We start from the raw sequence: 25,017 nt of genomic DNA, 5'->3' as shown, positions 1-25,017 counted from the left end.
CTGAAAATATCAAAACGTTGGGATGATTTTCCTCAAATGTTCGATTTATCTTTGTTTGTATAAGAAAATCATTTATTATAATAAATGGTATTCTTCGAGATATTATGTTGAAGGGGTGTTGAAGTGAAAGAAAGTTTTCTATCATATAAAGAAGAAGAAAGGAATGCCAAAATCTTTTTGTGGGTGCTATACGTCATTGTTATTTCATACCAAGTTTTATATGCAATCGTATTAGAGAATAAATCACTAACGGATAAGGGACATAGCATAATATGGCAAGTAATTTGGGGAACTGTAATACTCGGTGTGAATGTATATTTAATAAAAAAAGAGAAAGCGAATCTTGTTAAATATGCATGTTTATTTGCATACATAGGAATAGAAATTGCTAATATACTTTCGTATATGCTTTATAATAAGGCGGCATTTGATGGGGTAAATATAATAGAAATTATTCTCATCTTCTTTGTACCTATATTTTTAAATAAAAAATATTTTGTGTTTGTACTTTCAACTATTGTAGTGAAATATGTGATTTATTTATTTGTATTAAAAGAAGTAAAAGGATTTATGTTCCTCATTATGTATACACTCGTATTAATAGCAGCATACATCATTTTAAATCGATTTATACAATACCTTTCAGCGGTAAAGGAAAGTATTAAGATTGCTAGTGAATCACAAAAATTAGCAGTAATCGGAAAAATGGCAGCGACAGTGGGACATGAAATTAAAAATCCCCTTGCTTCATTAAAAGGATTTACGCAATTACAACGAGAGAAGCATGGGGAGGACCCTATTTACAAACAGATGATTTTTGAAATAGAAAATATGAATAATATGATAAGTGAATTGATGGAAGTTGCTACATGTAAACCCTCTATTTATAAGAAACATAATATAGGTGAAATTGCATTACAAGCAGTAGCAATTCTTCGAGAAAAAATGAATGAATCTAGTGTCCAGCTTATTTCTAATATAGAAGAAAAGATAATAGAAGTTGAATGTGATGAGCGGAAAATACGAGGAGTCTTTCTCTATGTCATAAAAAATGCTCTGGAGGCAATGGAGCAAGGTGGCACACTAGAGTTACGATTAGAAAATAAAGGACAAGATTATGTAATGCTAAGTGTAATCGATACTGGTTACGGTATTAAGAAAGAAAATTTGGCTCGTGTTACAGAAGCTTTTTATACAACGAAACAAGATAAAATTGGTTTGGGACTTACGGTAGCGAATCGGCTTGTTACGGAGCAGCATCTTGGTGAATTACATATTTCAAGTAAAAGAGATATTGGAACTAGAATAGATATCATTCTCCCGAAGCAACGTGGAAATAGTGAAATCCAAGGGGGAGAAAAGCTAGGAGTTACCATATGAATAAAGACGATATATTTAAAAATGAAGAAATGAAGGCGCTGAAAATATATTTAAGTTTATTTTTCATTATATTTTTTGTATACGATCTTGCCTACGAATTTATTGTACCTTTAATAGGAGGAGAGCAAGAAGGAGTAGGACAATTTGAAGATGGTTTAGGTTTATGGCTTTATTTTCTGATGGTGGTTCTATTTTGTACTGGAATATACTTTATGAAATGGAAAAATCCATTTGCAGTAAAGTATATTATTCTAATTGGATATAATCTATTAGATTTTATCCATAATTTTATGATTTACTACGGTAGTGATGCTGAGTTTGATGGTGGGAATATAGTAGAAGGATTTTTTATTTTATTTGCCCCACTCTTTGTGAATAAAAGATATTTTTGGTTAGTTCCGAGCATACTGGTTGGCAAATATGCTCTTATAGGAATCATTATTCATTCATCACTCGTTTTAATTCCGATGGCATTATATAGCGTATTTACTATCATATGTTGGATTATGTTTTTAAGGTTCCAATCTTACGTTCGTACGCTTGAGATGATGAATAAAGAAATACAACAAACAGAAAAGCTAGCAACTGTTGGGAAAATGGCTACAGTTATTGGTTACAAAATTAGAAGACCTCTAGCGAATTTAGATAAATTTGTAAATAAGCAAGCGAGTAAATATCCAGAGGATAAAATATATAGTGATATTATGAAACAAGAAGTAGAACGAATTCATACAATCGCTACAGAACTTAGTGGATTTGAGAAATCTAAATCAATAGAATCAGAAGTTCATAATATAGAAGAAATTATCGCTTATGTTATTCGAGTTATGGGGAAGCCTGCTTTAAATCAAGGCGTACACATACAAGGTATTTATAGTAAAGACATACCATCGATTACATGCGATGAAAAACGATTAAAACAAGTGTTTTTTAATTTAATTAAAAATGCGATTGAAGCAATGTCAGTTGGCGGAACGATTACGATTAAAGTGACTGTAGAAGATGCAATCATTATTCAAGTTAAGGATGAGGGTTGCGGTATTCCAAAAGATAAAATTCCGAAGCTAAATGAAGCATTTTACACAACGAAAGAAACTGGAACAGGTTTAGGTTTAGTAGTTACAGAAAAAATTATTAAAGACCACAACGGTAAAATGAGTTTTGAAAGTGAAGTTGGGGTTGGAACGACGGTGAAGGTTGTATTGCCGATATCATGAAAAGTTATTTTAAAAAGGGAGATCACTTATTTGAGAGTGAACTCCTTTTTTTTGAATAAAAATTCAAAATTGTTCACACTATTAGTGCAGTATATGGAAAATAAAATTCGAAATATGGTTATTTTGCAGTGAAAGTATATAATGAACTTGTCTGTTATTTGTTTTAATTCATTTGTATTGTTATTTGTTGACCCGAATCTCGGGTCTTTTTTGTGGAATGAATTGTTTTAAGTGTGAGTTATATGTCAGTGATTAAAAAAACAGAATATACAGCACTGGCAGTAATTCCAGGGTTAATATAAAGGGATATAGCATCTCCTCTCGAAACAAGGTTTCCAGTGGTAATACTAGTCCAAGTTACAGTAGCGGGACCTACTACGGGAGTAGGATTAAATACTTGAATTTGTCCCGATCCAGTATCCGTCGGTTTAATGGAAAATACTATAGTTCCGGTAATTTTGTTTGTGGTAGTTAAAGTAATAGTAGTTAGAATGTAACTGGAAGTAGGAGCGGTGAGGTTTGTGGGGACATTCCTGCAAATATCAATCGTATAAGCAGCAGCAGGTAAGTTATTTACATTTATAGACGCCGTAAACCCAACTATACTACCAAATCCAGCAGTGACATATGGAATAACATTAGAGTCAATTCCAGGGGAGCCCGCTATACGTTGAAAACCAGCATTTGTTCCTTGAAACACAATACTTTTTGCTGAAGCACTACCAGCGGAGCCAGTGGGTCCAGTACTTCCAGTGATGCCGGTGGGTCCGGTGATGCCAGTGGGTCCGGTGCTTCCGGTAGATCCGGTGTTTCCGGTAGGTCCAGTATTCCCGGTGGGTCCAGTGATGCCAGTGGGCCCAGTGATGCCAGTGGGTCCAGTGCTTCCGGTAGATCCGGTGTTACCAGAAGGTCCAGTGATGCCAGTGGGTCCAGTGCTTCCGGTAGATCCGGTGTTACCAGAAGGTCCAGTGATGCCAGTGGGTCCAGTGCTTCCGGTAGATCCAGTGATGCCAGTGGGTCCAGTGCTTCCGGTAGATCCGGTGACGCCGGTGGATCCAGTGATGCCAGTAGATCCAGTGATGCCAGTGGGTCCAGTGCTTCCGGTAGATCCGGTGACGCCGGTGGGTCCAGTGATGCCAGTAGATCCAGTGATGCCAGTGGGTCCAGTGATGCCAGTGGGTCCAGTGCTTCCAGTAGATCCGGTGATGCCAGTAGATCCGGTGATGCCAGTGGGTCCGGTGCTTCCGGTAGATCCGGTGCTTCCAGTAGATCCGGTGTTCCCAGTGGGTCCAGTGCTTCCGGTAGATCCGGTGTTACCAGAAGGTCCAGTGCTTCGGGTAGATCCGGTGTTACCAGAAGGTCCAGTGATGCCAGTGGGTCCGGTGCTTCCAGTAGATCCGGTGTTACCAGAAGGTCCAGTGCTTCCAGTAGCCCCACTTTCTACTAAGACAATATAATCTGGAGATACATTAGGAAATCCTTGAGGTGCATCCTTTTTTACAACATAGCCGCTGCTCGTATAAGTAACAACTTGTCCGGCTTTATAGTTTGGAGCGGCTGCAAGACTAAAGGCGGTAGTACTTTGTAAACCAGCTCCTGTACCCCCAGTAGCGCCGGTAGCTCCAGTGGGTCCGGTACTTCCAGTGATGCCAGTGGGTCCAGTGATGCCAGTGGATCCGGTGATGCCAGAAGGTCCAGTGATGCCGGTAGGTCCGGTGATGCCAGTGGGTCCAGTATTCCCGTTAGAACCACTGGGGCGTCTGCCATCGCAACTAAAACAATTACGTCGGTACATGTATGTTCTCCTTTCTATATTTTGAAAATCTAGTTTTTAAAATAGAACTACTATATGTATATTAGAAATTCTATATTTTTGTGCGGTTGATTGTATAGTGTGTTTAGATTTTAACAGTAGGGTGAAAGTGTATTGTATATCGAATTTTTTTCTATTTTAAGTTTAGTAAAAAGAGATAGCTAAATTAGCTATCTCTTTAAAAATTTATAACCACCATTTTTCCTGTGGAACCAAAGTAACATCCACTTCAAAATTCTCTTTAAACCAATCATACATCAATGTTTCTTTCACTTACTACATACATTGTATATTGTTCATAATTTTCTGTATATATTTTAAAAGAAAAATGGTGGTACAATATATGAAGGATACGAGAAGAGAGGATGAAGATTAGAGTATGTACGTTACTGTAACAGAAGCAGCATATAAAAAGATTGTGGATACGATTCCAAATGAAGCGAAATATATAAAGTTATTTTACGATAATGAAGGTTGCGGTTGTGTAATGAGCGGAATTATCGATTTAGTAGCTGTAGCAGAAAAAGATGAGCGCGATGTAGATATTGAATCTAGCCAGTTTAGCTTTATCGCTGATCGTACAAAGCTTGTATTTATGGATGATAAGTTGACTGTCGATTGGCATGAAGGTGGAGGAACTTTTCAGTTGAAGAGTCCGAGTCAGTTTTATAATCCAAATATGAAGTTACACGTTCGAGTGTAGTAAAGGAAAGGTAGCCCTGAAATGTTTTCTGGGATACCTTTTTTATTGTATAAGGTACTAGTATTGTCGTTTTTTGTTGATAAGTCGATATATTTAAAAAATCGCCGATATAATTTCATGTACCAAAACGTTTCATACAATACAAAGGTTTTTTCACATAATGAAATGTACATGTGATTGAATTTTCTGTATAATCTTATTTGCGGAGGGGATACGCATGAGAAGATGGGGAATTGAGTTATTAATTTTAGCAGTCGTTATTATTTGGGGGATTAATTTTACGATTGCGAAATATGGACTTTTAGAATTTACAGCAATTGAGTTTACTGCACTTCGGATGATATCGGCGGCACCGCTTAAGTTACTCCTTACATTTTTTATTGAAAAGTCGGTTTATATGGAGAGAAAAGATATACCTAGATTAATCATCGTTAGCGTTGTAGGTATTGTACTGTATCAAACGTTATTTATGGAAACTGTTAAATATACATCCGCTACAAATGCCTCTTTACTCATTTCTATTTCACCTATTTTTACAACTGTATTTGCGATTATCTTAAAACAAGAAAAGTTTTCTTCTCGAAAGCTTATCGGTTCGATTATTGCCTTTTGTGGTGCAGCCTTAGTTTTAGTAGCAGGGCATTCACTGGCTAGTTCTTTTTACGGGAATGGGATTGGACTCATTACATCAATATGTTGGGGGCTTTATCCTGTTTTAGCTGGTCCATTAATTAAAAAATATTCAGCGCTACGTGTTACCGCATGGTCAGCACTAGTTGGCGCGATTCCACTCTTGCTTTTAAGTGGACCATACGTATTTATAATGCCATTTCATATTACACATGGAATAACACTATTCGCTTTACTATATTCTATTTTCTTTGTAACAGTATTTGGTTTAGTAATGTGGTATGTTGGTGTTCAAAAAATTGGAGCATCACATACGATGGTATATATGTATATAACGCCACTTGTAGCTGTTTTATTTGCAGCTGTATGGGCAAATGAATACGTATCGTTTCAACAAATAATCGGTGGAATTATTATTTTCTTCGGTTTATGGTTTGTGAAATCGGAGAAAGTAAAATTGCATTCTACTGTGGGGGAACCTATATCAAAATAGGAAAACAGATCACCTATGATCTGCTTTCCTATTTTTTTATTTTTGGTAAGAAGATGAGAAATAAGATCGCAGTAATAAGTGGAATTAAGTTTAAAAATGGAATACGGAAGAGTGTAATAAGAATAATACCCGGAAGAAGGACACCGAGGACAGCGTAGAAAATACTATGGTTTTTCGTGTACCAATATAATGAAAGTCCAATAAGTGCAGGGATAATAAGGTGAATGAGAGCCATTAAAAAATAAATCATTAGACGCCCCCTTTATTTGTGTACTTATTACATCATATCCGTATGTTCATAGATTGATATCAATTTTTTCATAAATGGACGAAAAATGTTTGAAAAAACGTCACAAATTATGGGGGGATGATCTTTGAAATCTTGTATAATATTATTTTCTAAAAATATTTAAACAACATAAACATACCGTTTATGTTGTTTTTAATTTGAGTGAAATGAATGTAAGTAGTATAGACTTGAAAAAATTTATTGTTGGATAGATAAAAATTACGGAAGAGGAGAACATCATGATTAGTATGTCATTAAGGTCGTTTAAAATTCAATCGTATTATATACTAGGTATTCTTTTACTAGGCTGGATGGTAACGCCGTTTTCAGCACATTTTTTAGGTGCAGGAATTGGACTTATCGTAAGTATGTATTGCGTTTGGCTTTTAGGGAGACGAATTGAGAAGCTTGGAGATAGTATCGTAAAGAAAACGAAAGCGCCGACGCTCGGTATGTTTAATCGTTTTGCTGCTGCTATTTTAGGCGCTATTATTATGTACGAAATTGAGCACCATATGGTAATGTGGGCATTTGCAGTAGGGATTATGGGCGGTTATTTCTTAATTGTTGTGAACTTAGGTTATTATAGTATGAAAGATGAAAAGGAACTAACAAAAAGATAAAAAGCCTCTTTTTAGATGGAATAGAGGATCTAGCGAGGGATAGAAGCGTTTAAATCCTTTTTTAGCTCCATACGTTGTGAAACTAGAGGGATGTAATTTATATGTTCGAATCCGTAAGTTGTATGTGTAAAAATGAATTTACCCTAGAATAAGGGATCCAGCGATGAATAGTACAACAGGAAGCGAAACGTTGCATAAAATATAGGTTTTTGCTTCCGATAAGTTAACATGAAATTACGTATTAGTATGACTTTTATGTTCTTTAAAAAAGTTGGATATAATACAAAAAACTATTCCGGTAATTAGAATAATATATTTTATCGTTTCACTTGTATGCTCAAATAAATGAACGTTAAGCATTACAAGTCCCCAAAACATTTGAATCGCTCCATAACTGAATAAAATTTTTCCTGTACAAGAAAATTTTTCCATAGGCTTCACCCCTTCCTATATATGTAAATTATATCATGAAAAACTAAAAACAAATAACTATAAAGTGAAAATTATGTAAATTAACAAACGAAGTCACAGATGAAGAGAGTAACGTTTCACTTTATATAAGATATAGAAAGAAGCTTACGTAAAAAACGTAAGCTTCTTTTTTATGTAAGTGTGTGTAACCGTTAAGCCGCATTGGGTTTTGTCGGTGAGTACGCGAAACTTTACGGTTACACGACACTTATTCATATGAGTAAAGGGTTATTCCAACAGAAAGTTTGCGCTTAAGCGATTGGGCCGCCTAAGTTAATAATGTCTTCAGATACGCTGTCGAACTTTTTGAAGTTAGCTTTGAATTCATTTGCAAGTTCGATTGCTTTTGCTTTATAAGCAGCTTTATCAGCCCAAGTTTGTTCAGGCATTAACACTTCGTCAGGTACACCTGGTACGTGAAGTGGAACTTCAAGACCGAAGATGTCATGTTTAGCTGTTTCAGTTTTCGCAAGTTCACCGCTTAATGCTGCTTGAATCATTGCACGAGTGTAACCTAAGTTCATACGTTTACCAACGCCGTATTCGCCACCAGTCCAGCCAGTGTTTACTAAGAATACTTTCGCATCGTGTTTCTCAATTTTTTCACCAAGCATTTCAGCATAGCGAGATGCATCAAGTGGTAAGAATGGTGAACCGAAGCAAGTTGAGAATGTTGCTTGCGGAGATGTAACACCGCGCTCTGTTCCTGCTAGTTTACTAGTGTAACCACTTAAGAAGTGATACATAGCTTGTTCTTTTGATAACTTACTGATTGGAGGCAATACGCCAGATGCATCAGCAGTTAAGAAGATAATTGTATTTGGGTGTCCTGCAACACTTGGCAGTACGATATTGTCAATCGCATGCATAGGGTATGCAGCACGAGTATTTTCTGTTAAAGTAGTATCGTTATAGTCTGCGATACGCGTTTGGTCATTAATGATAACGTTTTCTAAAACAGATCCAAATGTGATTGCATCGAAAATTTGTGGTTCTTTCTCGTGAGAAAGGTTTACACATTTCGCGTAGCAACCGCCTTCAATATTGAATACACCGTTATCAGACCAACCGTGCTCATCATCACCGATTAATTTACGGTTTGGATCAGCAGATAATGTTGTTTTACCTGTTCCAGATAAACCGAAGAATAATGCTACATCGCCTTCTTCACCTACGTTTGCAGAGCAATGCATAGAAAGGATATCTTGTTCAGGTAATAAGAAGTTCATAATAGAGAAGATTGATTTTTTCATTTCTCCAGCGTATTCTGTACCACCAATTAGTACGATACGTTTTTCGAATGAAACCATAATGAATGCTTCAGAGTTTGTACCGTCAACAGCTGGATCAGCTTTGAAATTCGGTGCAGAAACAATTGTGAACTCTGATTCATGAGTTGTTAATTCTTCTTCAGTTGGACGAATGAATAGTTGATGTACAAATAAATTGTGCCATGCATATTCATTAATAACTTGAATTGGTAGGCGGTAATTGCGGTCAGCGCCTGCAAATCCTTTGAAGACGAATAACTCTTCTTTCTCTTTTAAGTATTCTAAAACTTTCGTATATAATTTATTAAAATGTTCTTCAGAAATCGGTTGGTTCACTGCTCCCCAAGCAATTTTGTCAGCAACCGATGCTTCTTTCACAATAAATTTATCTTTAGGAGAACGTCCTGTATATTTTCCAGTTGAAGCAGAAACGGCACCAGTCGAAGTTAATTTCCCTTCATTTCGCATTAATACTTTTTCCACTAATTGCGGAACACTTAGTTGAATCTGTGCATTGCTTCCGTTCAATAATTCGTGTAAACCAATTTGGACATTCACAGTACTCATATTTATATACCATCCTTTTCATTTAATGAAATATTTCTCGTAATCCCCAACAAGAGTATAACACAATTATATAAATAATGTATACTATTTATTTCTTTTTGTTTGTGTGAATACATTATTTCCTTATTAATATTTCATTTTAGGCGCATTGAGAAAAACTTTCACGAAAATGTGAATATTAATTGACAAATGAATATCATTTCTTTAGTATAGGTTGGGACGGATACTCTCTTATCCCGAGCTGGCGGAGGGACAGGCCCGATGAAGCCCAGCAACCTCACTTGTATTGGTAAACACAAGTGAATAGGTGCTAAAACCTGTGCGAGGCTACAGGTCTCGAACGATAAGAGCGAAGGGCAAAAAGCAGTATGCAAGTAGCAAATTAAACCTTTCCTCTCTATTATGTAGGAAAGGTTTTTCTGTATGCTTGTGTGGGAGAATAAATGTATGTCGCAATCTGTGGCAAATTAAGGATGAGTTCCGTACAATATATACAATTACTGTAGGGAGGTTTACCACATGACAAAAAAACGTCATCTGTTCACATCTGAGTCTGTAACTGAAGGACATCCAGATAAAATTTGTGACCAAATTTCTGATTCAATTTTAGATGCGATCTTATCAAAAGACGCAAATGCACGTGTAGCTTGTGAAACAACTGTAACAACTGGTTTAGTATTGGTAGCGGGGGAAATTACGACTTCTACTTACGTAGATATTCCAAAAATCGTTCGTGAAACAATTCAAGGCATTGGTTACACACGCGCAAAATACGGATTCGATGCAGAAACTTGTGCAGTTTTAACATCTATCGATGAGCAATCTGCTGACATCGCTATGGGTGTTGACCAAGCGCTAGAAGCACGCGAAGGTCAAATGACTGACGCTGAGATTGAGGCAATTGGTGCAGGAGACCAAGGTTTAATGTTTGGTTTCGCATGTAATGAAACACAAGAGTTAATGCCACTTCCAATCTCGCTTGCTCACAAATTAGCTCGCCGTTTAACTGAAGTACGTAAAAATGATACATTATCATACCTACGTCCGGATGGAAAAACGCAAGTTACAGTTGAGTATGATGAAAATGGTAAACCAGTACGTGTTGATACTATCGTAATTTCTACACAACATCACCCAGATGTTACATGGGAAGAAATCGATCGCGACTTAAAAGAGCACGTAATTAAAGCTGTAGTACCAGCAGAATTAATCGATGGAGAAACGAAATTCTTCATTAACCCAACTGGCCGCTTCGTAATTGGTGGACCACAAGGTGATGCTGGTTTAACAGGACGTAAAATCATCGTTGATACTTACGGTGGATACGCTCGCCATGGTGGCGGTGCATTCTCTGGTAAAGATGCAACGAAAGTTGACCGTTCTGCAGCATATGCAGCTCGTTATGTTGCGAAAAACATCGTAGCAGCTGGTCTTGCTGAAAAAGCAGAAGTACAACTTGCATACGCAATTGGTGTAGCACAACCAGTATCAATTTCAGTTGATACATTCGGCACTGGTAAAGTATCTGAAGACGTATTAGTAGAACTAGTTCGTAACAACTTCGATCTTCGCCCAGCTGGTATTATTAAAATGCTAGACTTACGTCGCCCAATTTACAAACAAACAGCAGCTTACGGCCACTTCGGACGTACTGATGTAGATCTAACATGGGAACGTACAGACAAAGCTGCAGCTTTAAAAGAGCAAGCTGGTCTATAATATATGAAAAAAAGCTTTGCGCAGTGAGCGCAAAGCTTTTTTTTTATATAATTACGTTGGAATAAAGCGAAGAATTCAATATCATGCCAAGTGCCATTGCGGAATATAGCTTCTTTACAAGTTCCTTCATGTTGAAAACCGAGCGATTTATATAATTTAATTGCTCTATCGTTAAAAGAAAATACTCGTAAAGAAAGGCGATGTAAATTTAATTCTAAAAATGCATAATCCAATAATAAGATGAAAGCTTCCTTCCCATAACCTTGCCCCCAGTAACTCTTGTTACCAATATCAATAATACATTCAGCGTTTCGATTATACGAATCAATATGAATTAAAGAAGTAATACCAATTGAAAGATGCGTAGCTTTTTCTTCAATGATATAGCTCTTAGAGTTCGGAGAATGAATAAATTGCTGGCAAAGTTTTTCTGTGTCTTGAAGGGAATATTTATCAAGAGTGAGAGTAGTTGAACTCATAACGTCCATATCATTATGCCATTTATAATATGTTAGAATATCATCTTCGGAAAACTTTCGTAACTGGATACGGTTTGATTCAAACAATGTAAGTCCCCCTTTTGTATTTACTATTTTTTGTTCATTATTTCAACACAAGAGCTACAATAAATCTCTCCTTCTAGCTCAATATACTTTTTCATATTCGTCATGCCATTTGCCGGAAGCGGCATATGAATCCATGCTTTTTCATATGTTTGTATTTCTTTTTGGCATGATTTACAAACAGTTGGCTTTTTTTGAAACATGTGAAATTAACTTTTCATTTGACGTGCTTTGCCCGCACAAAATGCACTGCTTAGTAAAAATAGCGTGGCGCATATAATACTTACTAATGTAGCGTATGGAATTGCGCCTTTTAGAGAAAAGCCGACAGTGATGGAAGCGATAAATAAGAGGATGAATGTTGTTGTTAATTTTTTGTATAGTTCCATAATAGGTAGACCTCCAATTTATTTTTTAGTACAAGTTTTAAAATTGAATTCTATGTATGTAGAAAATATAAAGAGTAGCTAAAGGTGTGTAGTCTAAGGAGTATAAGAAAGTACACTTTCCTTTTTGTGGGTTATTATACTTATATTGTATCATGGCGCATTGTTGGCTTCATACATAATTGTGTAAAGATATGTATGATAAAATGAAGAAAAGTCTTTAAGAAAGGAAAGATGAAAAAATGAGCGTAACCGAACATAAAAAACAAGCGCCAAAAGAAGTGCGCTGCAAGATTGTAACGATTTCCGATACACGTACAGAAGAGACAGATAAGAGCGGACAACTATTACATGAATTGTTAAAAGAAGCAGGCCATACAGTGACTTCTTATGAAATTGTGAAAGATGATAAAGAAAGTATTCAGCAAGCAGTGTTAGCTGGTTATCATAGGGAAGATGTTGATGTCGTGTTAACAAATGGCGGTACTGGTATTACGAAGCGTGATGTAACGATTGAAGCAGTATCAGCGTTATTACATAAAGAAATTGTTGGATTCGGTGAGTTGTTCCGCATGATTAGTTATTTAGAAGATATCGGAAGCAGCGCAATGTTAAGTAGAGCGATCGGCGGCACAATTGGGCGCAAAGTAGTCTTCTCGATGCCAGGATCTAGCGGAGCGGTTCGCCTTGCGATGAATAAATTAATTTTACCAGAATTAGGTCATATTACATTTGAGTTGCATCGCCAATGAGTAAGTATGCTGGAATTGTATTAGCAGGTGGTATGTCGAGTAGATTCGGTGAGCCGAAAGCGTTAGCGAGTTGGCAAGGGAGTACGTTTATTGAGCATATTTTGAAAGTGATGACAAGCACGCTCCAAGAAGTTGTAGTCATTAGTCATTCTCATATAAAAGAGCGAGTAGAGAAACTCGTACAAGTTCCTGTTATCGAAGATATTCCGCACTATAAAGGGAACGGGCCACTTGCTGGAATTGTATCAGGAATGGAATACATAGAAGCAGATTGGTACGCTATTATGCCTTGCGATGCGCCAAATGTTTCGCATGAATGGTTTACCATTTTACTGGAGCAAACAAGCAATGAGTATGATGCAGTTGTACCTATTATTAATGGAAGGAAACAACCGCTACTTGCAGCGTACCATAACCGCGTGAAAGAAAAGATTTATACTTTGCTTCAAGAAGAAAAAAGAAGTATGGGTCAGCTTTTATCACAATGTAATGTGAAATATATTGCTGGTGAAGATATACAAGCAAATGCGGATTGGTTTATAAATGTGAATACGAAAGAAGAATATGTGCAGGCTCAAAAAGACCTTTCAAATGAATGAAAGGTTTTTTTGTATACAGAAATTGGGGAACAATTACTGTATAAAGGTATGTGAGTAAGTTGATTTTAAGGGGAATTCTTAAAATCACTATACAGTTAAAATACTGTATAACCATATATTAATTTTTATGGGTTTTTATTACAAGTCTATTTGTTTATGCTTGTTTTTGTTATAATGAATATAGAAATAATATAATATTTCACCTTGTGTATCATTTATCCGACTTTAATGGGCAGTAAGATCCCCACCTCAACATTCAGGAAAAGCAAAGAAGTTAGGTGGGGGATCAACTGCCCATAAAAGTCCGATTGGTTCAACTAATAATCAGTGGGGGATGAAGAAAACCCCCACTGATTAAAGTTTCACTTTATTTAAGTAAATTTTACAATTGTATAATAAACTCCCTTCGTTTTTTGAAGGGAGTTTTTCTGTTTAAGCAAGCAACTCTGATTCGTTATGCTGAAGGACTTCTTCATATTCGTTAAGCAAGCCACGAAAGATCTCATCCCAGCTTTTTGATTTCGCATAAGATAAAGCTGCTACTCCCATCTGCTCCAATTTTTCTTCATTTTGCAATAAAAAATAAATGGATGATAGAAATGCGTCCTCATTTTTTGGCGGGCAAAGAACTCCCGTTTTTCCATCTGTAATAATATTTTTAACCCCGCCACTATTTGCACCGATGACAGGTGTGCCGCATGCAAGCGATTCAAGTACAACATTTCCAAATGTTTCAGTGGCTGATGGAAATACCATCAAGTTAGAACAAGCGTATGCTTCAGCTAAATCCCCGCCTTGTAAATAGCCAGTAAACGTGACATTTGTTTGCGGAACAGTTTCACGCAAATTTGTTGCTAGAGGACCGTCTCCTGCTATAAGCCAATGAATATCGTTTCGAGTATGCGTTGATTTAACGATAAGATTTTGCAACGTATCAATATCTTTCTCAGGAGCAATCCGTCCAATATAGGAAAGGACGTACTTCGCTGTAATATTATATTTTTTTCGGAATAGGTCTGTATTGTAAGCTGGATGAAAGAGATTACAATCTACACCACGTCCCCATATGGAGAGGGCTTGAAAACCTTTATGTTTTAATTGATGTAATGTTTCAGGGGATGGAACGAAATTTTTTTGCATATGACTATGAAACCATTTTAAATAGTTCCAAAGCATATTGGAGAGAAATTCGATTTTGTAATAGCGTAAATAAGCATCGAAATCAGTATGATAAGAACCGACAACTGGTATGTTTAACTTTTTCGCATAATACAATCCACAAAGTCCCATGTTGAAAGGTGTAGCAATGTGAATTATGTCAGGTTTAAAGGAAAGAAGTTCTCGTTTAATGCGCGGAGTAGGAAAAGAAAAGCGACATTCTGGATATAATATTGTTAACGGGATACTTCTCATCTTGTTCACATTCGCTACGAAATTATCTTCAGCTGTATGCTGAGGTGCGAAAACAGAATAGGCGATATTTTCTTTCTGAAAATATCGTGTTAACCGCTCTAACGTTTTCGCAACCCCGTTCACTTGTGGCGTAAAAGTATCGGTAAAAATGGCGACTCTCATCATATCACTCCTTTATGTGAAAAGTGGGATGAATTGATAAAAAGAGATGATGCCAGAGCAAGTGCCGAGGCACATACCGACGAATACATCAGATGGATAGTGAAGCCCTAAATAAATGCGAGAAATACCGACGCATAATGCTAACGGTAATAGGAAAATAAGTAAGCTTGGATTATAGCAAATAAATGGAATAAAGACAGAGAAAACGGCTGTTGTATGACCAGACGGGAAAGAGTGGTCTTGTAATGGATGGACTGGATATTTTGCATCCTGAATTGTTAAATAAGGACGTTTTCGTGGATACCATCTTTTTAATATTTGCACAGGGACATGGCTAATTGCTAACGAAATAGCAGTTGCAATTGCAGCTTGATGCAAAGTTCCATCTGCGAAAATTAAAAAGAACAGTGTGAGTGCGATAGAGAAAGTCGCGCCACCGATATGAGTAATATTGCTGAAAAAGATATTTAACGTTTTTTGATCAAAGTAGCGGTTAATTCCTTTGAAAATGTAACATTCTATTTTATACAGTCCACTGACCTTCATGAAAATTCTCCTCCCTCGTTTACATATATATGGAGATATTAGCTTTTATTTTAATAAGATTTTGTTGAGCGAGTAATAATGTTTTGTAAAGAAAAAGTTAGATTTTATATAAAAAAGCTGCCAGTATTATGGCAGCTGTAAAATCATTTTTGTAGTGATTTATAATATTGGCCTTTTTCAACGTATTGCGTGCGAATTCGCTCCATGTCTTTACGGTCTTCTTCTGTTAACTCACGAACGACTTTCGCTGGACGACCGAAAGCTAATGTATTCGGCGGGATTTTCTTTCCTTGTGAAACGAGGCTTCCAGCACCGATAAAGGCTCCTTCGCCAATTTCAGCACCATCTAATATAATAGATCCCATTCCAATTAAAGCGTCTTTTTTTATATGACAGCTATGTAAAATCACTTGATGCCCAACTGTAACATCGTCTTCTAAAATAAGAGGATATTGCGGGCTTTGATGAAGTGTACATTGATCTTGTACATTTACCCGGTTACCAATGATTGTTGGTGATACGTCGCCTCGGATGACTGTATTAAACCAAATACTTGATTCCTCGCCAACTGTCACATCACCAGTAATGGTTACGTAGTCAGCGATAAAAGCACTACTCGCAATTTTCGGATTTTTTTCTTTGTAAGGATATATCATGTAAAGCCTTCCTTTCCTAGAGACTAGTTTCAGTGTATCAAATTATGAGAAAGAGTGAAATGGAGGAGGTCCGTATGTGGAATTATGAAGCGGAGGAAGCAAAGGCTGTAATCGTTATTGTACACGGCGCAATGGAATATCACGGGCGTTATGAAGCCGTTGCGGAAATGTGGAATCATATCGGCTACCACGTTGTGATGGGGGACCTTCCGTCACATGGAACGACTTCAAGAAATAGAGGACATATTGATTCATTTGATGAATACATAGAGGAAGTTAAATTATGGGTGAAAGAGGCAAGAAAGTATAGGTTGCCTATCTTTTTATTTGGTCATAGTATGGGTGGTCTTATCGTCATTCGTATGATGCAAGAAACGAAAAGAGAAGATGTAGATGGCATTATTTTAAGTTCGCCATGTTTAGGCGTATTAGCTGGACCTTCTGCACCGCTGCAAGCTGCCTCAAAAATATTAAATATTATTGCTCCAAAATTGCAATTTGCAACGAATCTTACAGTGGAAATGTCAACTCGTAATCATGAAGTGAGAGATGCGATGGAGAATGATTCATTGTTCTTGCGCAAAGTATCAGTACGTTGGTATAGTGAATTGATTAAGTCTATCGAAATGGCTCATAAGAAAATAAACGATTTTCCAGATGTTCCGCTCTTGCTAATGCAAGCATGTGAGGATAAACTTGTAGATAAAACACGTGTCCGCACTTGGTTTGATAATGTTAAAATAAGTGATAAGGCTTTTAAAGAATGGCCGAATTGTTATCATGAGTTATTAAATGAGTATGAGCGCGACGAAATTTTGAATTATATTCAGTCATTTACTGAAATACGCATCAATAACATAATAGAAACAAATAAGTAAATTATTTGTACATTGAATAGAGGAGATGAAGGAAGAAGTGAACGTACCGAGTAATCCCATAACGCTCATGGCGAAAGTATACCGTGATGTGTTTCCGGTTGTACACCATGAGCTAGCGATGTGGAAAGAGCGTGCCTACCATATTCCGAATGATGAGCTTCATAGTCAGGCAATCGCAAGTATTGAGCATAAAACGTTTCATTGCGAAGGCGGTGGCATTTTAGCATTATTAGCAAATGAACACCGTGAGGAATGTATTCGTTTTATCGTCGCATATCAAACGATTAGTGACTACTTAGATAATTTATGTGATCGCAGTACATCACTTGATCCGAATGATTTTGCCGCACTGCATGAATCTATGTTAATGGCATTATCACCTGAAGTAGAAGGTGGCGGTAATTATTATCGCTATCGTGATGATCAAGATGATGGTGGTTATTTAGATGAACTTGTTGAAACATGCCAAGATGTTTTAAAGAAAACGAAGCACTATGACAAAATTGCTCCTATTCTTCATGAACTTGCTTGTTATTATTGTGATTTGCAAATTCATAAACATGTGAAATTAGAAGAAAGAGAACCACGATTACAAACATGGTTTGAAGCACATAAAGAAAACTTACCTGAGATGAGTTGGTTTGAATTTTCAGCATGTGCCGGTTCTACGCTTGGAATCTTCTGTCTTGTCGCATATGCCTTTCATGATGAATTACATGATGAAGATATTGCGAAAATTAGACAAGGATATTTTCCTTACGTACAAGGACTTCATATCTTACTTGATTATTTTATTGATCAAGAAGAAGACCGCATCGGCGGGGATTTGAATTTCTGTAGTTATTATGAAAACGAGCAAGTGATATTAGATCGTATGAAACATTTTGTAGAAGAAGCAGAGAAGAGCATTGGTGATTTGCCTCATGCGAAGTTTCATCGTCTCATAAGCCGAGGATTACTTGGTATTTATTTATCAGACCAAAAAGTATCAGCACAAAAGAATATGCACAAAATGGCACGGCGCATTGTAAAATACGGTGGTCTCACTTCACGATTCTTCTATTGGAACGGGAAGATGTACCGAAAGAAAACGGCGCAGTGATGAAGAAAACCACTCATGTAGAGTGGTTTTTTGTTATAATATGGTAAAGGCGGTGGCAGAAATGAAGAGATTGTTTCAAAAGCTATATGACCATATTGAGGTTACATTACTCGTGCTACTTTCCATTTCATTTGTAACCGGAATGTATATAATGATGAATAAAGCCGGTGGTCCTACAACGATGGATTATGTAGCTCAAGTTATTATTGTATTGATTATTATAGTAGATATTGTCTTTTTAATAAGTGGTAGAAAAAAAGAAAATAGTAAATAAAAAGCATTTGTACACGGTAGTACAAATGCTTTTTATTATGATCGTATTTTTGAAAATACATATATAAGAAGTTCAATCACAAAAATAGCTAAAACAGATAGTCCGAATAAAGGCATGACAGCGCCTAGTATAACCATCATGATAAAGAAAACGATTATGCTTTTCTTATCTCTTTGCTTTGGCGGTGCTGCTAATTTTCCTTTCGGCTTTCTTGCTAACCACATTTTTATTCCGTAATAAATAAGAAGTAATAAAGATAATGTCGTTAGTAAGCATAATATTTTATTTGGCCATCCGAATAAATGACCTTCGTGAAGCGGGATACCGTAAGTGAACCATTGCGCAAGTAATCCATAATCACGATAGTCCGTTTTGGAAATGAGCTCTCCGCTATATTGATCAAAATAAGCTGTTATTTCTTCATTTGGTGCAACATGCATACCTGTAATACCAGAACCGCTCGATTTCGAAACAGTGAACACACCTTTTGGATCAGCTGGTAGTGAAATAACATATGGTTTCTTTATTTTAATTCCGTTTCGCAATTCATCGACAGAAATTGCTTTTGGCTCATTCGAATTCGATTCAGGAGGTGCTTCTTTTCTAGTTGCCCACGGCAATTCTTTTACCTTCGATTCAGGAGGTGCCATATACAATTTTGGATATCCGAGTGATTCATTTGACGATGCAATTTTATAAATTTGGTTACCCATAAATCCTGACCATGGCAACCCAGATGCAACTAACAAAACGAGAGGAATTGTAAATATAATACCGATAATAGAATGACGTCGTTTTGCTTTTTCTCGCTTATTGGATGCCGGTGTATTTTTGAATTGGCGTATACTCATGTACAACCCAGTTACAATTAAAAAGATTGTCCAACATGCCGCAAGTTCTACCGTATAGTTAACGACAGTGCCACCAACTAAAAGAGAACTATGTAATTCCCTCATGATATTGGCAAACGTTTCACTTGCGTTTTGATCCCCAACAATTTGATTATTACTATCTAAATACACATATTTTTGTTGCCCAGTATACTCATTTGCAATCGTAAGTCTCGTATTATAATCCCCATTAAACTCACTAATTTTCGCCACACTATAATGTGGATATTTTTTCTCTGTTAAGGAAATAGAATCAGCCATCGAAATAGATTCTGTTTGAGCACTCTTCCCAAAATATAAATCTTTATAGATGAAATCCTCAACCTCTTCCCGAAATAAATACCCAATTCCGCTCAGTGACAACGTAATAAGAAGCGGCGTAATAAAAAGCCCAGCATAAAAATGCCAACGCCAAAAAATGTAATGAAGCGAACGATTTACTTTCATGCTCTTAGTTCCCCTAACCTTCCCTATATGAATAACTACTTATTTAATATAGCGAGATTAAGTGTGATTACTTTGAAAGAATTGTGAAGAAAGTTAAAAGTTTTGGGGATTTTTATCGGCGAGACATACAATACGCAATGCAAAGCTTAGTTGAATGAATTAGCTCTTCATTTCCTTTTTGTAGCCTAATTTGAAGTGCTTTTTGAAAACAAGTAAGGGCGGTTTGGAAGTCACCTTCATCTAATTTACTTTTTCCGTAATGTTGGTAGAAAAAATCTTCATAAGCGGGTAAGTCTGGTAGTGTTTGTAGAAGTTCGGCAAAGATTGTATTTGCAGCAGAAAAATTGCTTTCCCAATGATATGTATGTGCGAGACGAAGTTTGTTAATAAAAATCCCTTGGATGTTGTCTGTTTGTGTGTAATATTCAATGGCTTCCTGTAAGTAATACTTACTGTCAGAAAGGTTGCCAGCGATTCGTTCATAAACACCGATTAATCCGCAGTTTTTTCCATATAACGATCTTTCATGTAAATGCTCTTTCAAAAATAAAATCCCCTGCTTCATTTCAGCAAGGGATATAGGCTTTTCTCTAAGATTTTCATCAAATGTGTATCCCATTTCAAAAGGTATATTCATTTGGACCCCCTTATATTTTCTACATACATCCTAACAACCGCTTTCGCAAGACATTGAGAGGAATCAACAAAATCCTCAATCGCCACCACATTCAAATCAGTACATGCAATAATTGCAGTATCAACTTCCTCTCTCAATTGTAAAACGAGCGCATTCCACAATTCGCGAGCTTCTTCAACTTTTCCACTTTTAATATAAGTAATAATTTGATTAATCATATCCTGCCATTTTTCATGATGAATGTACTCTATATTACGCTTTGCAATCCCATCTTGGTAAATACCAGCTTGAACAGTTGCTTCTGTTGCGAGAAGAGCGACTCTTTTTGCAGTTTCAGGAATCGCTTTTAACGTTTCATCAACTATATTCAAAATAGGAATAGAAAGAGATTGCTGTAATTCTTCAAAATAAAGATGCGCTGTATTGCACGGCATAGCGATAAAGCTTGCGCCAGTACTCTCGAGTTTTTGTGCTCCTTCAATAATCGCTTTTTTCATCGCTTCATGATCAATAGGGCGATCCATGTAAAACGGTGTTGGGCACGAGTAAATCATCATATGAGGAAAGTCCATGTCATGCTTTGCTCCGTATATTGTTTGGCACTTTGCTACAACTGTATCGACGAATGGTCCAGTTGATTTTGGCCCCATTCCTGCTAGTATTCCGATCATTGTTTCGTCTCCTTCAATATGTAATTAAAAACGTTTTTTGCGAACGATAAAAAGAAATAAGGTAAATAATAAAAATGAATATACGATAGCCCAAGCTGTGAGCCATAGCGTGTGAGTCAGTATATTATATTTGTATTGTCCAAGCATTAGAAAGCTTTCGACAGGTGGTAAAAACCATAGTAACTCTTTTTTAAACCGGATAGATGCAATCGTTATAAGCAATATAAATGTAAGACTAAGCCAAGCGGTGCTTGCTTTTGGAATCATATTTCTAGTAAATAAAGATGCGATTGAAATTCCAAGTATAGAGAAAGACATATGAGCGAGAAATCCGACTAAAAATAAAGAAACTGTCATTTTTTCATTAAACATTTGCAAAATAATTGGGTAGATTACGGATATAAAAGATAAAACAGTACAAATGAGAAGAGCTGTAATATATTTCCCTACATATAGTGCGGAAATATTATTTGTGTGAGAAATCGTAATTTGTTCTTGTACAGGATCTTCCGTATGAAAAATTGTGACCGTAATCCAGGCAGATAATAAATAAAGCGCAATTGCTGTTTCTAAATATGTCGGTACAATAGGAGTCGGTTTATATGTATATACAAAAAGTAAGCTCATGAAGTACATCGCAATAGGAGGGACGTACTTATACGATTTTGTATAGTCGAGAAAATGGTAACGAATAAGAGCAAACATAATAAACCTTCTTTCGATTTAAAAGTTAGGTTGTAGCAGTGTGATAGATGCTTTTTTATGCAATAAAAACTGAAGCATTTCGTTTGTATATTCTTTTTCGATTTGTAATTGAATAAGGTTTTGATTTGAATTGTGTGCAACGTGTATAAAACCGGATTGTTTTTGTAGTTCTATCGCTGAAAATGTTTCGTGAACAATTGCTTCAATATAGACTTGTTCTGCTCCTTTTTGTGCAGAGATATTTTCTGTGATTGTATGATTTGCTAACGTCACAATTCTATCGGCGAAGTTTTCTAGTAGCTGTTTTTCGTGACATGTGAAGAGTATAGATATACCTTGTTGTTTTAATGAGAGTAAAATATGTTCTAATTCTTGCTGAGAGTTCGGATCGAGTCCAGAAAGCGGTTCGTCTAAAATTAATAAATGTACGTCCGTAAGTAATGCTTGCATAATGCCTGTTTTTTGTTTCATACCTTTTGAAAAGTTTCGTACAACGGAATGCCTTGCATGAAGTAAATGAAACCTTTCAAGAAGCAGCGGAATTTTATCTTTTACATATTTTGTTGATAAACCGTGAATGCGACCGAGATGATATAGATAATCTTCTAATGTAAAACGAATCCCTTCAGGAAAATGTTCAGGTACATAACCGATTTGTATATGTTCTTTCCTCTGAATTGTCCCTGCCGTATGTGAAATAAAGCCTGCAATTATTTTGAGTAGAGTACTTTTTCCAGTCCCGTTCCCGCCAACAATGGCGAGTGCTTCTCCTTCTGGAATGGATAAATCAATGTTGTCTAGTATAAGTGATTTGCCATACTTCTTTTGAATTCCCTTTAGTTCTACTAGCAAAGTTCTATCCTCCTATACAGTGTATATATCCATTATATAGGAGAATAACAAAAAGACGTGCAGTAAGTGCACGTCTTTTTTTGTTATGTTTTGTCGATAAGTCGATATAGTGTGTCGAATCGTCGATATATCGAAAAAATCGTTGATATATTTTAAGTTACGATAGATATAATTGAAAAATCGTCGATATATTTATCGCTTCTCAATCGCCACAATAAATGGCGGGTTATTTTGTTGGTTAATGAAGCCGTAGCGCAGTACGTGTGCTTGTTTTTGGTCTAATTCTTCGGCAAATTTGAGAACAGCGTCCCGTTCTACTTGTCCTTCTGGATGTCCGTGGTAAATAACAAGGACGATGATTCCTTCAGGTGCCATTACTTCTAGTAATTGTTCAATTGCCGAAATTGTTGAGTTCGGTTTTGTAACGATATGCTTGTCTCCGCCTGGAAGATAACCTAAGTTGAAAATTGCGCCTGTTACTTTTCCTTTTGCATCTTCTGGTAATACGGATAGCAGTGTATCGTGACTATCGTGAACTAAAACAGTACGTTCGAAAAGTTCTTTTTCTTTTAGACGAGTTGTTGAGCTTTCAATTGCCTCTTTTTGAATATCAAATCCAAATACTTTTCCGTTATCGCCAACGATTTCAGCTAGGAAGCAAGTGTCATGTCCGTTTCCTAAAGTTGCATCTACAGCGTAATCGCCTTCTTTTACTGCCGTTTGCAAGAGAGTGCGAGCAAACGGTAATACACGTTCTAATTTCATTTTTGTTTCTCCTCATTTGCATATTTTCCTTGCCAGCTTTCGCGGCGTACAAATTCTGCATCGATGGAATTTAATACTTCCCATTTATTTAAGCTCCACATTGGACCAATCATTAAATCAGGTGGACCGTCACCTGTGATGCGGTGCACAATTACGTCCTCTGGAATGATTTCAAGTTGATCAACAACGAGACTTACGTAATCCTCAAGAGAAAGGAACTCGAGTTGTCCTTTTTCATATTGTTTTACCATTGGCGTTCCTTTTAATAAGTGAAGTAAGTGGATTTTAATTCCTTGTACATCAAGCTTCGCTACTTCACGAGCTGTCTCCATCATCATATCGTAATCTTCAAGTGGAAGGCCGTTAATAATATGAGAGCAAACTCGAATGCCGTGCTTACGTAATTTATTTACGCCTTCAACGTAAGAAGGATAATCGTGAGCGCGGTTAATAAGGTTTGCAGTACGTTCATGAACAGTTTGTAGTCCGAGTTCAACCCAAAGGTATGTGCGTTTATTTAAGTCCGCTAAATATGCAACGACATCGTCCGGTAAACAATCTGGACGAGTTGCGATAGAAAGACCGACAACGTCTTTTTCTGCTAGAAGCGGTTCGAATTTTTCTTTTAATACTTCAAGTGGTGCGTGTGTATTTGTATACGCTTGGAAATACGCAATGCATTTTCCATCTTTCCACTTTGAGCGCATTTTTTCTTTCATTTCATGATATTGCGTTATAACATCATCGCGGCGATCGCCAGCGAAGTCACCAGATCCAGCAGCACTGCAAAATGTACAACCGCCATAAGCAACTGTACCGTCACGGTTCGGACAATCGAAGCCAGCATCTAATGAAACTTTAAAGATTTTTTCACCAAATTCATTTCGTAAATGGTAATTCCATGTATGATAACGTTTATTGTCGTTTGTATATGGAAAAGGGTTTTGAACCTTCATTACTTTCCCTCCTAAGCCGAGTCAAAATGAAACAAAATCCATTATAACATACTCATAAGGTTCATATGGAAGGGACACACTAAAGGGGAATTGAAGCAAGGAGGGACAATTATGGCAGAGCGTCAATCACTTGAATCGTATATTACACAAGCGGAACAAGCGGTGGAATATGCGAAAGAACAATTAGATCTTGGTATGAGACAAGAGCATTACAATACGATGGAGTATTCAGATGCACAGTTACAATTAGAACAAGCATATAACGATTTACAAACGATGCAACAACATGCGAATGATGAGCAACGTGAGCAGTTAAATAGAGCGCGTATGGCAATTCGCCAGTTGCAACATCAAATGATTATTACACCGCACTAATAAGGAGTGAATGTAATGGCGAAACGTTCAGATCAAAATAACCCAGAGCAAAAAACGCAAAATGGACATAACGCTGAGTTTTCGAATGAGCTTGATCCAGTTGTTCAAGTGAAACAGCGTAACAGTAAAAAAGGACAACCTCAAAGATCGAAGCAATCAGAGTAGACCAGGTCGCAATATGACCTGGTTTTATTTGGTTATATGACAATAAT

General features: G+C 36.7%; 30 protein-coding genes, 1 pseudogene and 1 riboswitch. Of the genes and pseudogenes, 14 read left to right on the top strand and 17 right to left on the bottom strand.

Annotated features, from left to right (window positions below; all coding sequences use genetic code 11):
- Nucleotides 1-123 precede the first annotated feature (123 nt).
- Both EGX95_RS22620 and EGX95_RS22615 read left to right on the top strand, forming a co-directional pair.
- Entirely contained in the window at nt 124-1,380 is a 1,257-nt protein-coding gene (locus EGX95_RS22620; protein ID WP_000664872.1) for an ATP-binding protein, read from the top strand.
- A complete protein-coding gene (locus EGX95_RS22615; protein WP_001030587.1) occupies nt 1,377-2,597 on the top strand; it encodes an ATP-binding protein in 1,221 nt (406 codons plus the stop codon). Before EGX95_RS22620 ends, EGX95_RS22615 begins: the two co-directional genes overlap by 4 nt.
- Before the next feature lie 238 nt (nt 2,598-2,835).
- Here the strand turns inward: EGX95_RS22615 and EGX95_RS31165 are convergent, their stop codons facing one another.
- A complete protein-coding gene (locus EGX95_RS31165) occupies nt 2,836-3,966 on the bottom strand; it encodes a collagen-like protein (RefSeq protein ID WP_372684178.1) in 1,131 nt (376 codons plus the stop codon).
- Between the two features lie 256 nt (nt 3,967-4,222).
- Between EGX95_RS31165 and EGX95_RS30945 the strand changes: the two genes are divergently transcribed.
- The 3 genes from EGX95_RS30945 (at nt 4,223) to EGX95_RS22600 (ending at nt 6,236) form a co-directional block, all read left to right on the top strand.
- Complete coding sequence (locus EGX95_RS30945; RefSeq protein WP_088294454.1) at nt 4,223-4,417, top strand: hypothetical protein; 195 nt, start codon at nt 4,223-4,225, stop codon at nt 4,415-4,417.
- A 372-nt stretch (nt 4,418-4,789) separates the two neighbouring features.
- On the top strand, nt 4,790-5,113 hold the full coding sequence (locus EGX95_RS22605) for an iron-sulfur cluster biosynthesis family protein (protein ID WP_000289577.1): 324 nt from the start codon (nt 4,790-4,792) through the stop codon (nt 5,111-5,113).
- Between the two features lie 217 nt (nt 5,114-5,330).
- Nucleotides 5,331-6,236: a DMT family transporter gene (locus EGX95_RS22600; RefSeq protein ID WP_001255383.1), complete on the top strand. Its 906-nt coding sequence runs from the start codon at nt 5,331-5,333 to the stop codon at nt 6,234-6,236.
- Between the two features lie 28 nt (nt 6,237-6,264).
- Here the strand turns inward: EGX95_RS22600 and EGX95_RS22595 are convergent, their stop codons facing one another.
- Nucleotides 6,265-6,486 carry a hypothetical protein gene (locus EGX95_RS22595; protein ID WP_000639042.1) on the bottom strand — a complete coding sequence of 74 codons (222 nt, stop codon included), beginning with the start codon at nt 6,484-6,486 and terminating at the stop codon, nt 6,265-6,267.
- Nucleotides 6,487-6,764: 278 nt separating this feature from the next.
- Between EGX95_RS22595 and EGX95_RS22590 the strand changes: the two genes are divergently transcribed.
- Nucleotides 6,765-7,148, top strand: a complete 384-nt coding sequence (locus tag EGX95_RS22590) for an ATP synthase subunit I (RefSeq protein ID WP_000624930.1) — start codon at nt 6,765-6,767, stop codon at nt 7,146-7,148.
- Nucleotides 7,149-7,382: 234 nt separating this feature from the next.
- Here the strand turns inward: EGX95_RS22590 and EGX95_RS22585 are convergent, their stop codons facing one another.
- Complete coding sequence (locus EGX95_RS22585; RefSeq protein ID WP_000410593.1) at nt 7,383-7,580, bottom strand: hypothetical protein; 198 nt, start codon at nt 7,578-7,580, stop codon at nt 7,383-7,385.
- A gap of 290 nt (nt 7,581-7,870) precedes the next feature.
- Entirely contained in the window at nt 7,871-9,457 is a 1,587-nt protein-coding gene (gene pckA / locus EGX95_RS22580; protein ID WP_000108804.1) for a phosphoenolpyruvate carboxykinase (ATP), read from the bottom strand.
- 228 nt (nt 9,458-9,685) lie between these two features.
- Nucleotides 9,686-9,807, top strand: a riboswitch (SAM riboswitch).
- 169 nt (nt 9,808-9,976) lie between these two features.
- On the opposite strand from pckA, the gene metK reads away from it, so the two are divergent.
- Entirely contained in the window at nt 9,977-11,176 is a 1,200-nt protein-coding gene (gene metK, locus EGX95_RS22575; RefSeq protein ID WP_000163127.1) for a methionine adenosyltransferase, read from the top strand.
- A 47-nt stretch (nt 11,177-11,223) separates the two neighbouring features.
- Here metK and EGX95_RS22570 read toward each other — a convergent pair.
- The 3 genes and pseudogenes from EGX95_RS22570 to EGX95_RS22565 form a co-directional block, all read right to left on the bottom strand.
- Nucleotides 11,224-11,742, bottom strand: a pseudogene (locus tag EGX95_RS22570) (GNAT family N-acetyltransferase); the annotation flags it as partial.
- A 23-nt stretch (nt 11,743-11,765) separates the two neighbouring features.
- A complete protein-coding gene (locus EGX95_RS30550; protein WP_000486791.1) occupies nt 11,766-11,942 on the bottom strand; it encodes a hypothetical protein in 177 nt (58 codons plus the stop codon).
- 6 nt (nt 11,943-11,948) lie between these two features.
- Nucleotides 11,949-12,128 carry a hypothetical protein gene (locus tag EGX95_RS22565; RefSeq protein WP_000424796.1) on the bottom strand — a complete coding sequence of 60 codons (180 nt, stop codon included), beginning with the start codon at nt 12,126-12,128 and terminating at the stop codon, nt 11,949-11,951.
- Between the two features lie 239 nt (nt 12,129-12,367).
- Here EGX95_RS22565 and EGX95_RS22560 point away from each other — a divergent pair, with 239 nt between their 5' ends.
- Nucleotides 12,368-12,877 (top strand): MogA/MoaB family molybdenum cofactor biosynthesis protein, encoded by a 510-nt coding sequence (locus EGX95_RS22560; protein WP_000117134.1) that lies wholly within the window; start codon nt 12,368-12,370, stop codon nt 12,875-12,877.
- The gene (locus tag EGX95_RS22555; RefSeq protein WP_000049609.1) at nt 12,874-13,476 is read left to right on the top strand and encodes a molybdenum cofactor guanylyltransferase; all 603 of its coding nucleotides are present in this window, start codon (nt 12,874-12,876) and stop codon (nt 13,474-13,476) included. Before EGX95_RS22560 ends, EGX95_RS22555 begins: the two co-directional genes overlap by 4 nt.
- Before the next feature lie 432 nt (nt 13,477-13,908).
- Here the strand turns inward: EGX95_RS22555 and EGX95_RS22550 are convergent, their stop codons facing one another.
- The 3 genes from EGX95_RS22550 to EGX95_RS22540 all read right to left on the bottom strand — a co-directional run bounded on the left by EGX95_RS22550 (nt 13,909) and on the right by EGX95_RS22540 (nt 16,253).
- Nucleotides 13,909-15,051: a glycosyltransferase family 4 protein gene (locus EGX95_RS22550; protein ID WP_001261635.1), complete on the bottom strand. Its 1,143-nt coding sequence runs from the start codon at nt 15,049-15,051 to the stop codon at nt 13,909-13,911.
- Between the two features lie 12 nt (nt 15,052-15,063).
- Nucleotides 15,064-15,597 (bottom strand): phosphatase PAP2 family protein, encoded by a 534-nt coding sequence (locus tag EGX95_RS22545; protein ID WP_000868576.1) that lies wholly within the window; start codon nt 15,595-15,597, stop codon nt 15,064-15,066.
- Nucleotides 15,598-15,740: 143 nt separating this feature from the next.
- Nucleotides 15,741-16,253 (bottom strand): gamma carbonic anhydrase, encoded by a 513-nt coding sequence (locus tag EGX95_RS22540; protein WP_000640212.1) that lies wholly within the window; start codon nt 16,251-16,253, stop codon nt 15,741-15,743.
- A gap of 74 nt (nt 16,254-16,327) precedes the next feature.
- Between EGX95_RS22540 and EGX95_RS22535 the strand changes: the two genes are divergently transcribed.
- From EGX95_RS22535 to EGX95_RS22525, 3 genes are read left to right on the top strand one after another with little or no spacing between them, the layout of a single operon-like run.
- On the top strand, nt 16,328-17,131 hold the full coding sequence (locus EGX95_RS22535; RefSeq protein WP_000267415.1) for an alpha/beta hydrolase: 804 nt from the start codon (nt 16,328-16,330) through the stop codon (nt 17,129-17,131).
- 37 nt (nt 17,132-17,168) lie between these two features.
- Nucleotides 17,169-18,233, top strand: a complete 1,065-nt coding sequence (locus EGX95_RS22530; protein ID WP_001102457.1) for a tetraprenyl-beta-curcumene synthase family protein — start codon at nt 17,169-17,171, stop codon at nt 18,231-18,233.
- Nucleotides 18,234-18,273: 40 nt separating this feature from the next.
- Nucleotides 18,274-18,507, top strand: a complete 234-nt coding sequence (locus EGX95_RS22525) for a hypothetical protein (RefSeq protein WP_001993676.1) — start codon at nt 18,274-18,276, stop codon at nt 18,505-18,507.
- A gap of 35 nt (nt 18,508-18,542) precedes the next feature.
- Here EGX95_RS22525 and EGX95_RS22520 read toward each other — a convergent pair whose 3' ends face one another.
- The 7 genes from EGX95_RS22520 to EGX95_RS22480 all read right to left on the bottom strand — a co-directional run bounded on the left by EGX95_RS22520 (nt 18,543) and on the right by EGX95_RS22480 (nt 24,430).
- Complete coding sequence (locus tag EGX95_RS22520) at nt 18,543-19,844, bottom strand: PepSY-associated TM helix domain-containing protein (RefSeq protein WP_000867806.1); 1,302 nt, start codon at nt 19,842-19,844, stop codon at nt 18,543-18,545.
- Between the two features lie 112 nt (nt 19,845-19,956).
- Nucleotides 19,957-20,481, bottom strand: coding sequence for a tetratricopeptide repeat protein (locus tag EGX95_RS22510; RefSeq protein ID WP_001024983.1), 525 nt, complete (start codon nt 20,479-20,481; stop codon nt 19,957-19,959).
- Complete coding sequence (locus tag EGX95_RS22505; RefSeq protein ID WP_000579331.1) at nt 20,478-21,152, bottom strand: aspartate/glutamate racemase family protein; 675 nt, start codon at nt 21,150-21,152, stop codon at nt 20,478-20,480. The genes EGX95_RS22510 and EGX95_RS22505 overlap by 4 nt, the downstream gene beginning before the upstream one ends.
- A gap of 24 nt (nt 21,153-21,176) precedes the next feature.
- Nucleotides 21,177-21,857, bottom strand: a complete 681-nt coding sequence (locus tag EGX95_RS22500; RefSeq protein WP_000457763.1) for a hypothetical protein — start codon at nt 21,855-21,857, stop codon at nt 21,177-21,179.
- Between the two features lie 18 nt (nt 21,858-21,875).
- A complete protein-coding gene (locus tag EGX95_RS22495; RefSeq protein ID WP_000959711.1) occupies nt 21,876-22,709 on the bottom strand; it encodes an ABC transporter ATP-binding protein in 834 nt (277 codons plus the stop codon).
- A 192-nt stretch (nt 22,710-22,901) separates the two neighbouring features.
- Nucleotides 22,902-23,474: a tRNA 5-(aminomethyl)-2-thiouridylate-methyltransferase MnmM gene (locus tag EGX95_RS22485; RefSeq protein ID WP_000764489.1), complete on the bottom strand. Its 573-nt coding sequence runs from the start codon at nt 23,472-23,474 to the stop codon at nt 22,902-22,904.
- Nucleotides 23,471-24,430, bottom strand: a complete 960-nt coding sequence (locus tag EGX95_RS22480) for a tRNA modification radical SAM protein MnmL/YtqA (protein ID WP_000868017.1) — start codon at nt 24,428-24,430, stop codon at nt 23,471-23,473. The genes EGX95_RS22485 and EGX95_RS22480 overlap by 4 nt, the downstream gene beginning before the upstream one ends.
- Nucleotides 24,431-24,541: 111 nt before the next feature.
- Here EGX95_RS22480 and EGX95_RS22475 point away from each other — a divergent pair, with 111 nt between their 5' ends.
- Both EGX95_RS22475 and EGX95_RS22470 read left to right on the top strand, forming a co-directional pair.
- On the top strand, nt 24,542-24,805 hold the full coding sequence (locus tag EGX95_RS22475) for a YtzC family protein (protein ID WP_000840865.1): 264 nt from the start codon (nt 24,542-24,544) through the stop codon (nt 24,803-24,805).
- Between the two features lie 15 nt (nt 24,806-24,820).
- Nucleotides 24,821-24,970, top strand: coding sequence for a hypothetical protein (locus tag EGX95_RS22470; RefSeq protein ID WP_001129345.1), 150 nt, complete (start codon nt 24,821-24,823; stop codon nt 24,968-24,970).
- Nucleotides 24,971-25,017 lie beyond the last annotated feature (47 nt).

This window comes from Bacillus sp. FDAARGOS_527 (assembly GCF_003812125.1).
GTDB classification, from domain to species: Bacteria; Bacillota; Bacilli; order Bacillales; family Bacillaceae_G; genus Bacillus_A; species Bacillus_A paranthracis.
Note: the sequence above shows the minus strand (reverse complement) of the source record. Positions and strands in the feature narration are given on the sequence as shown.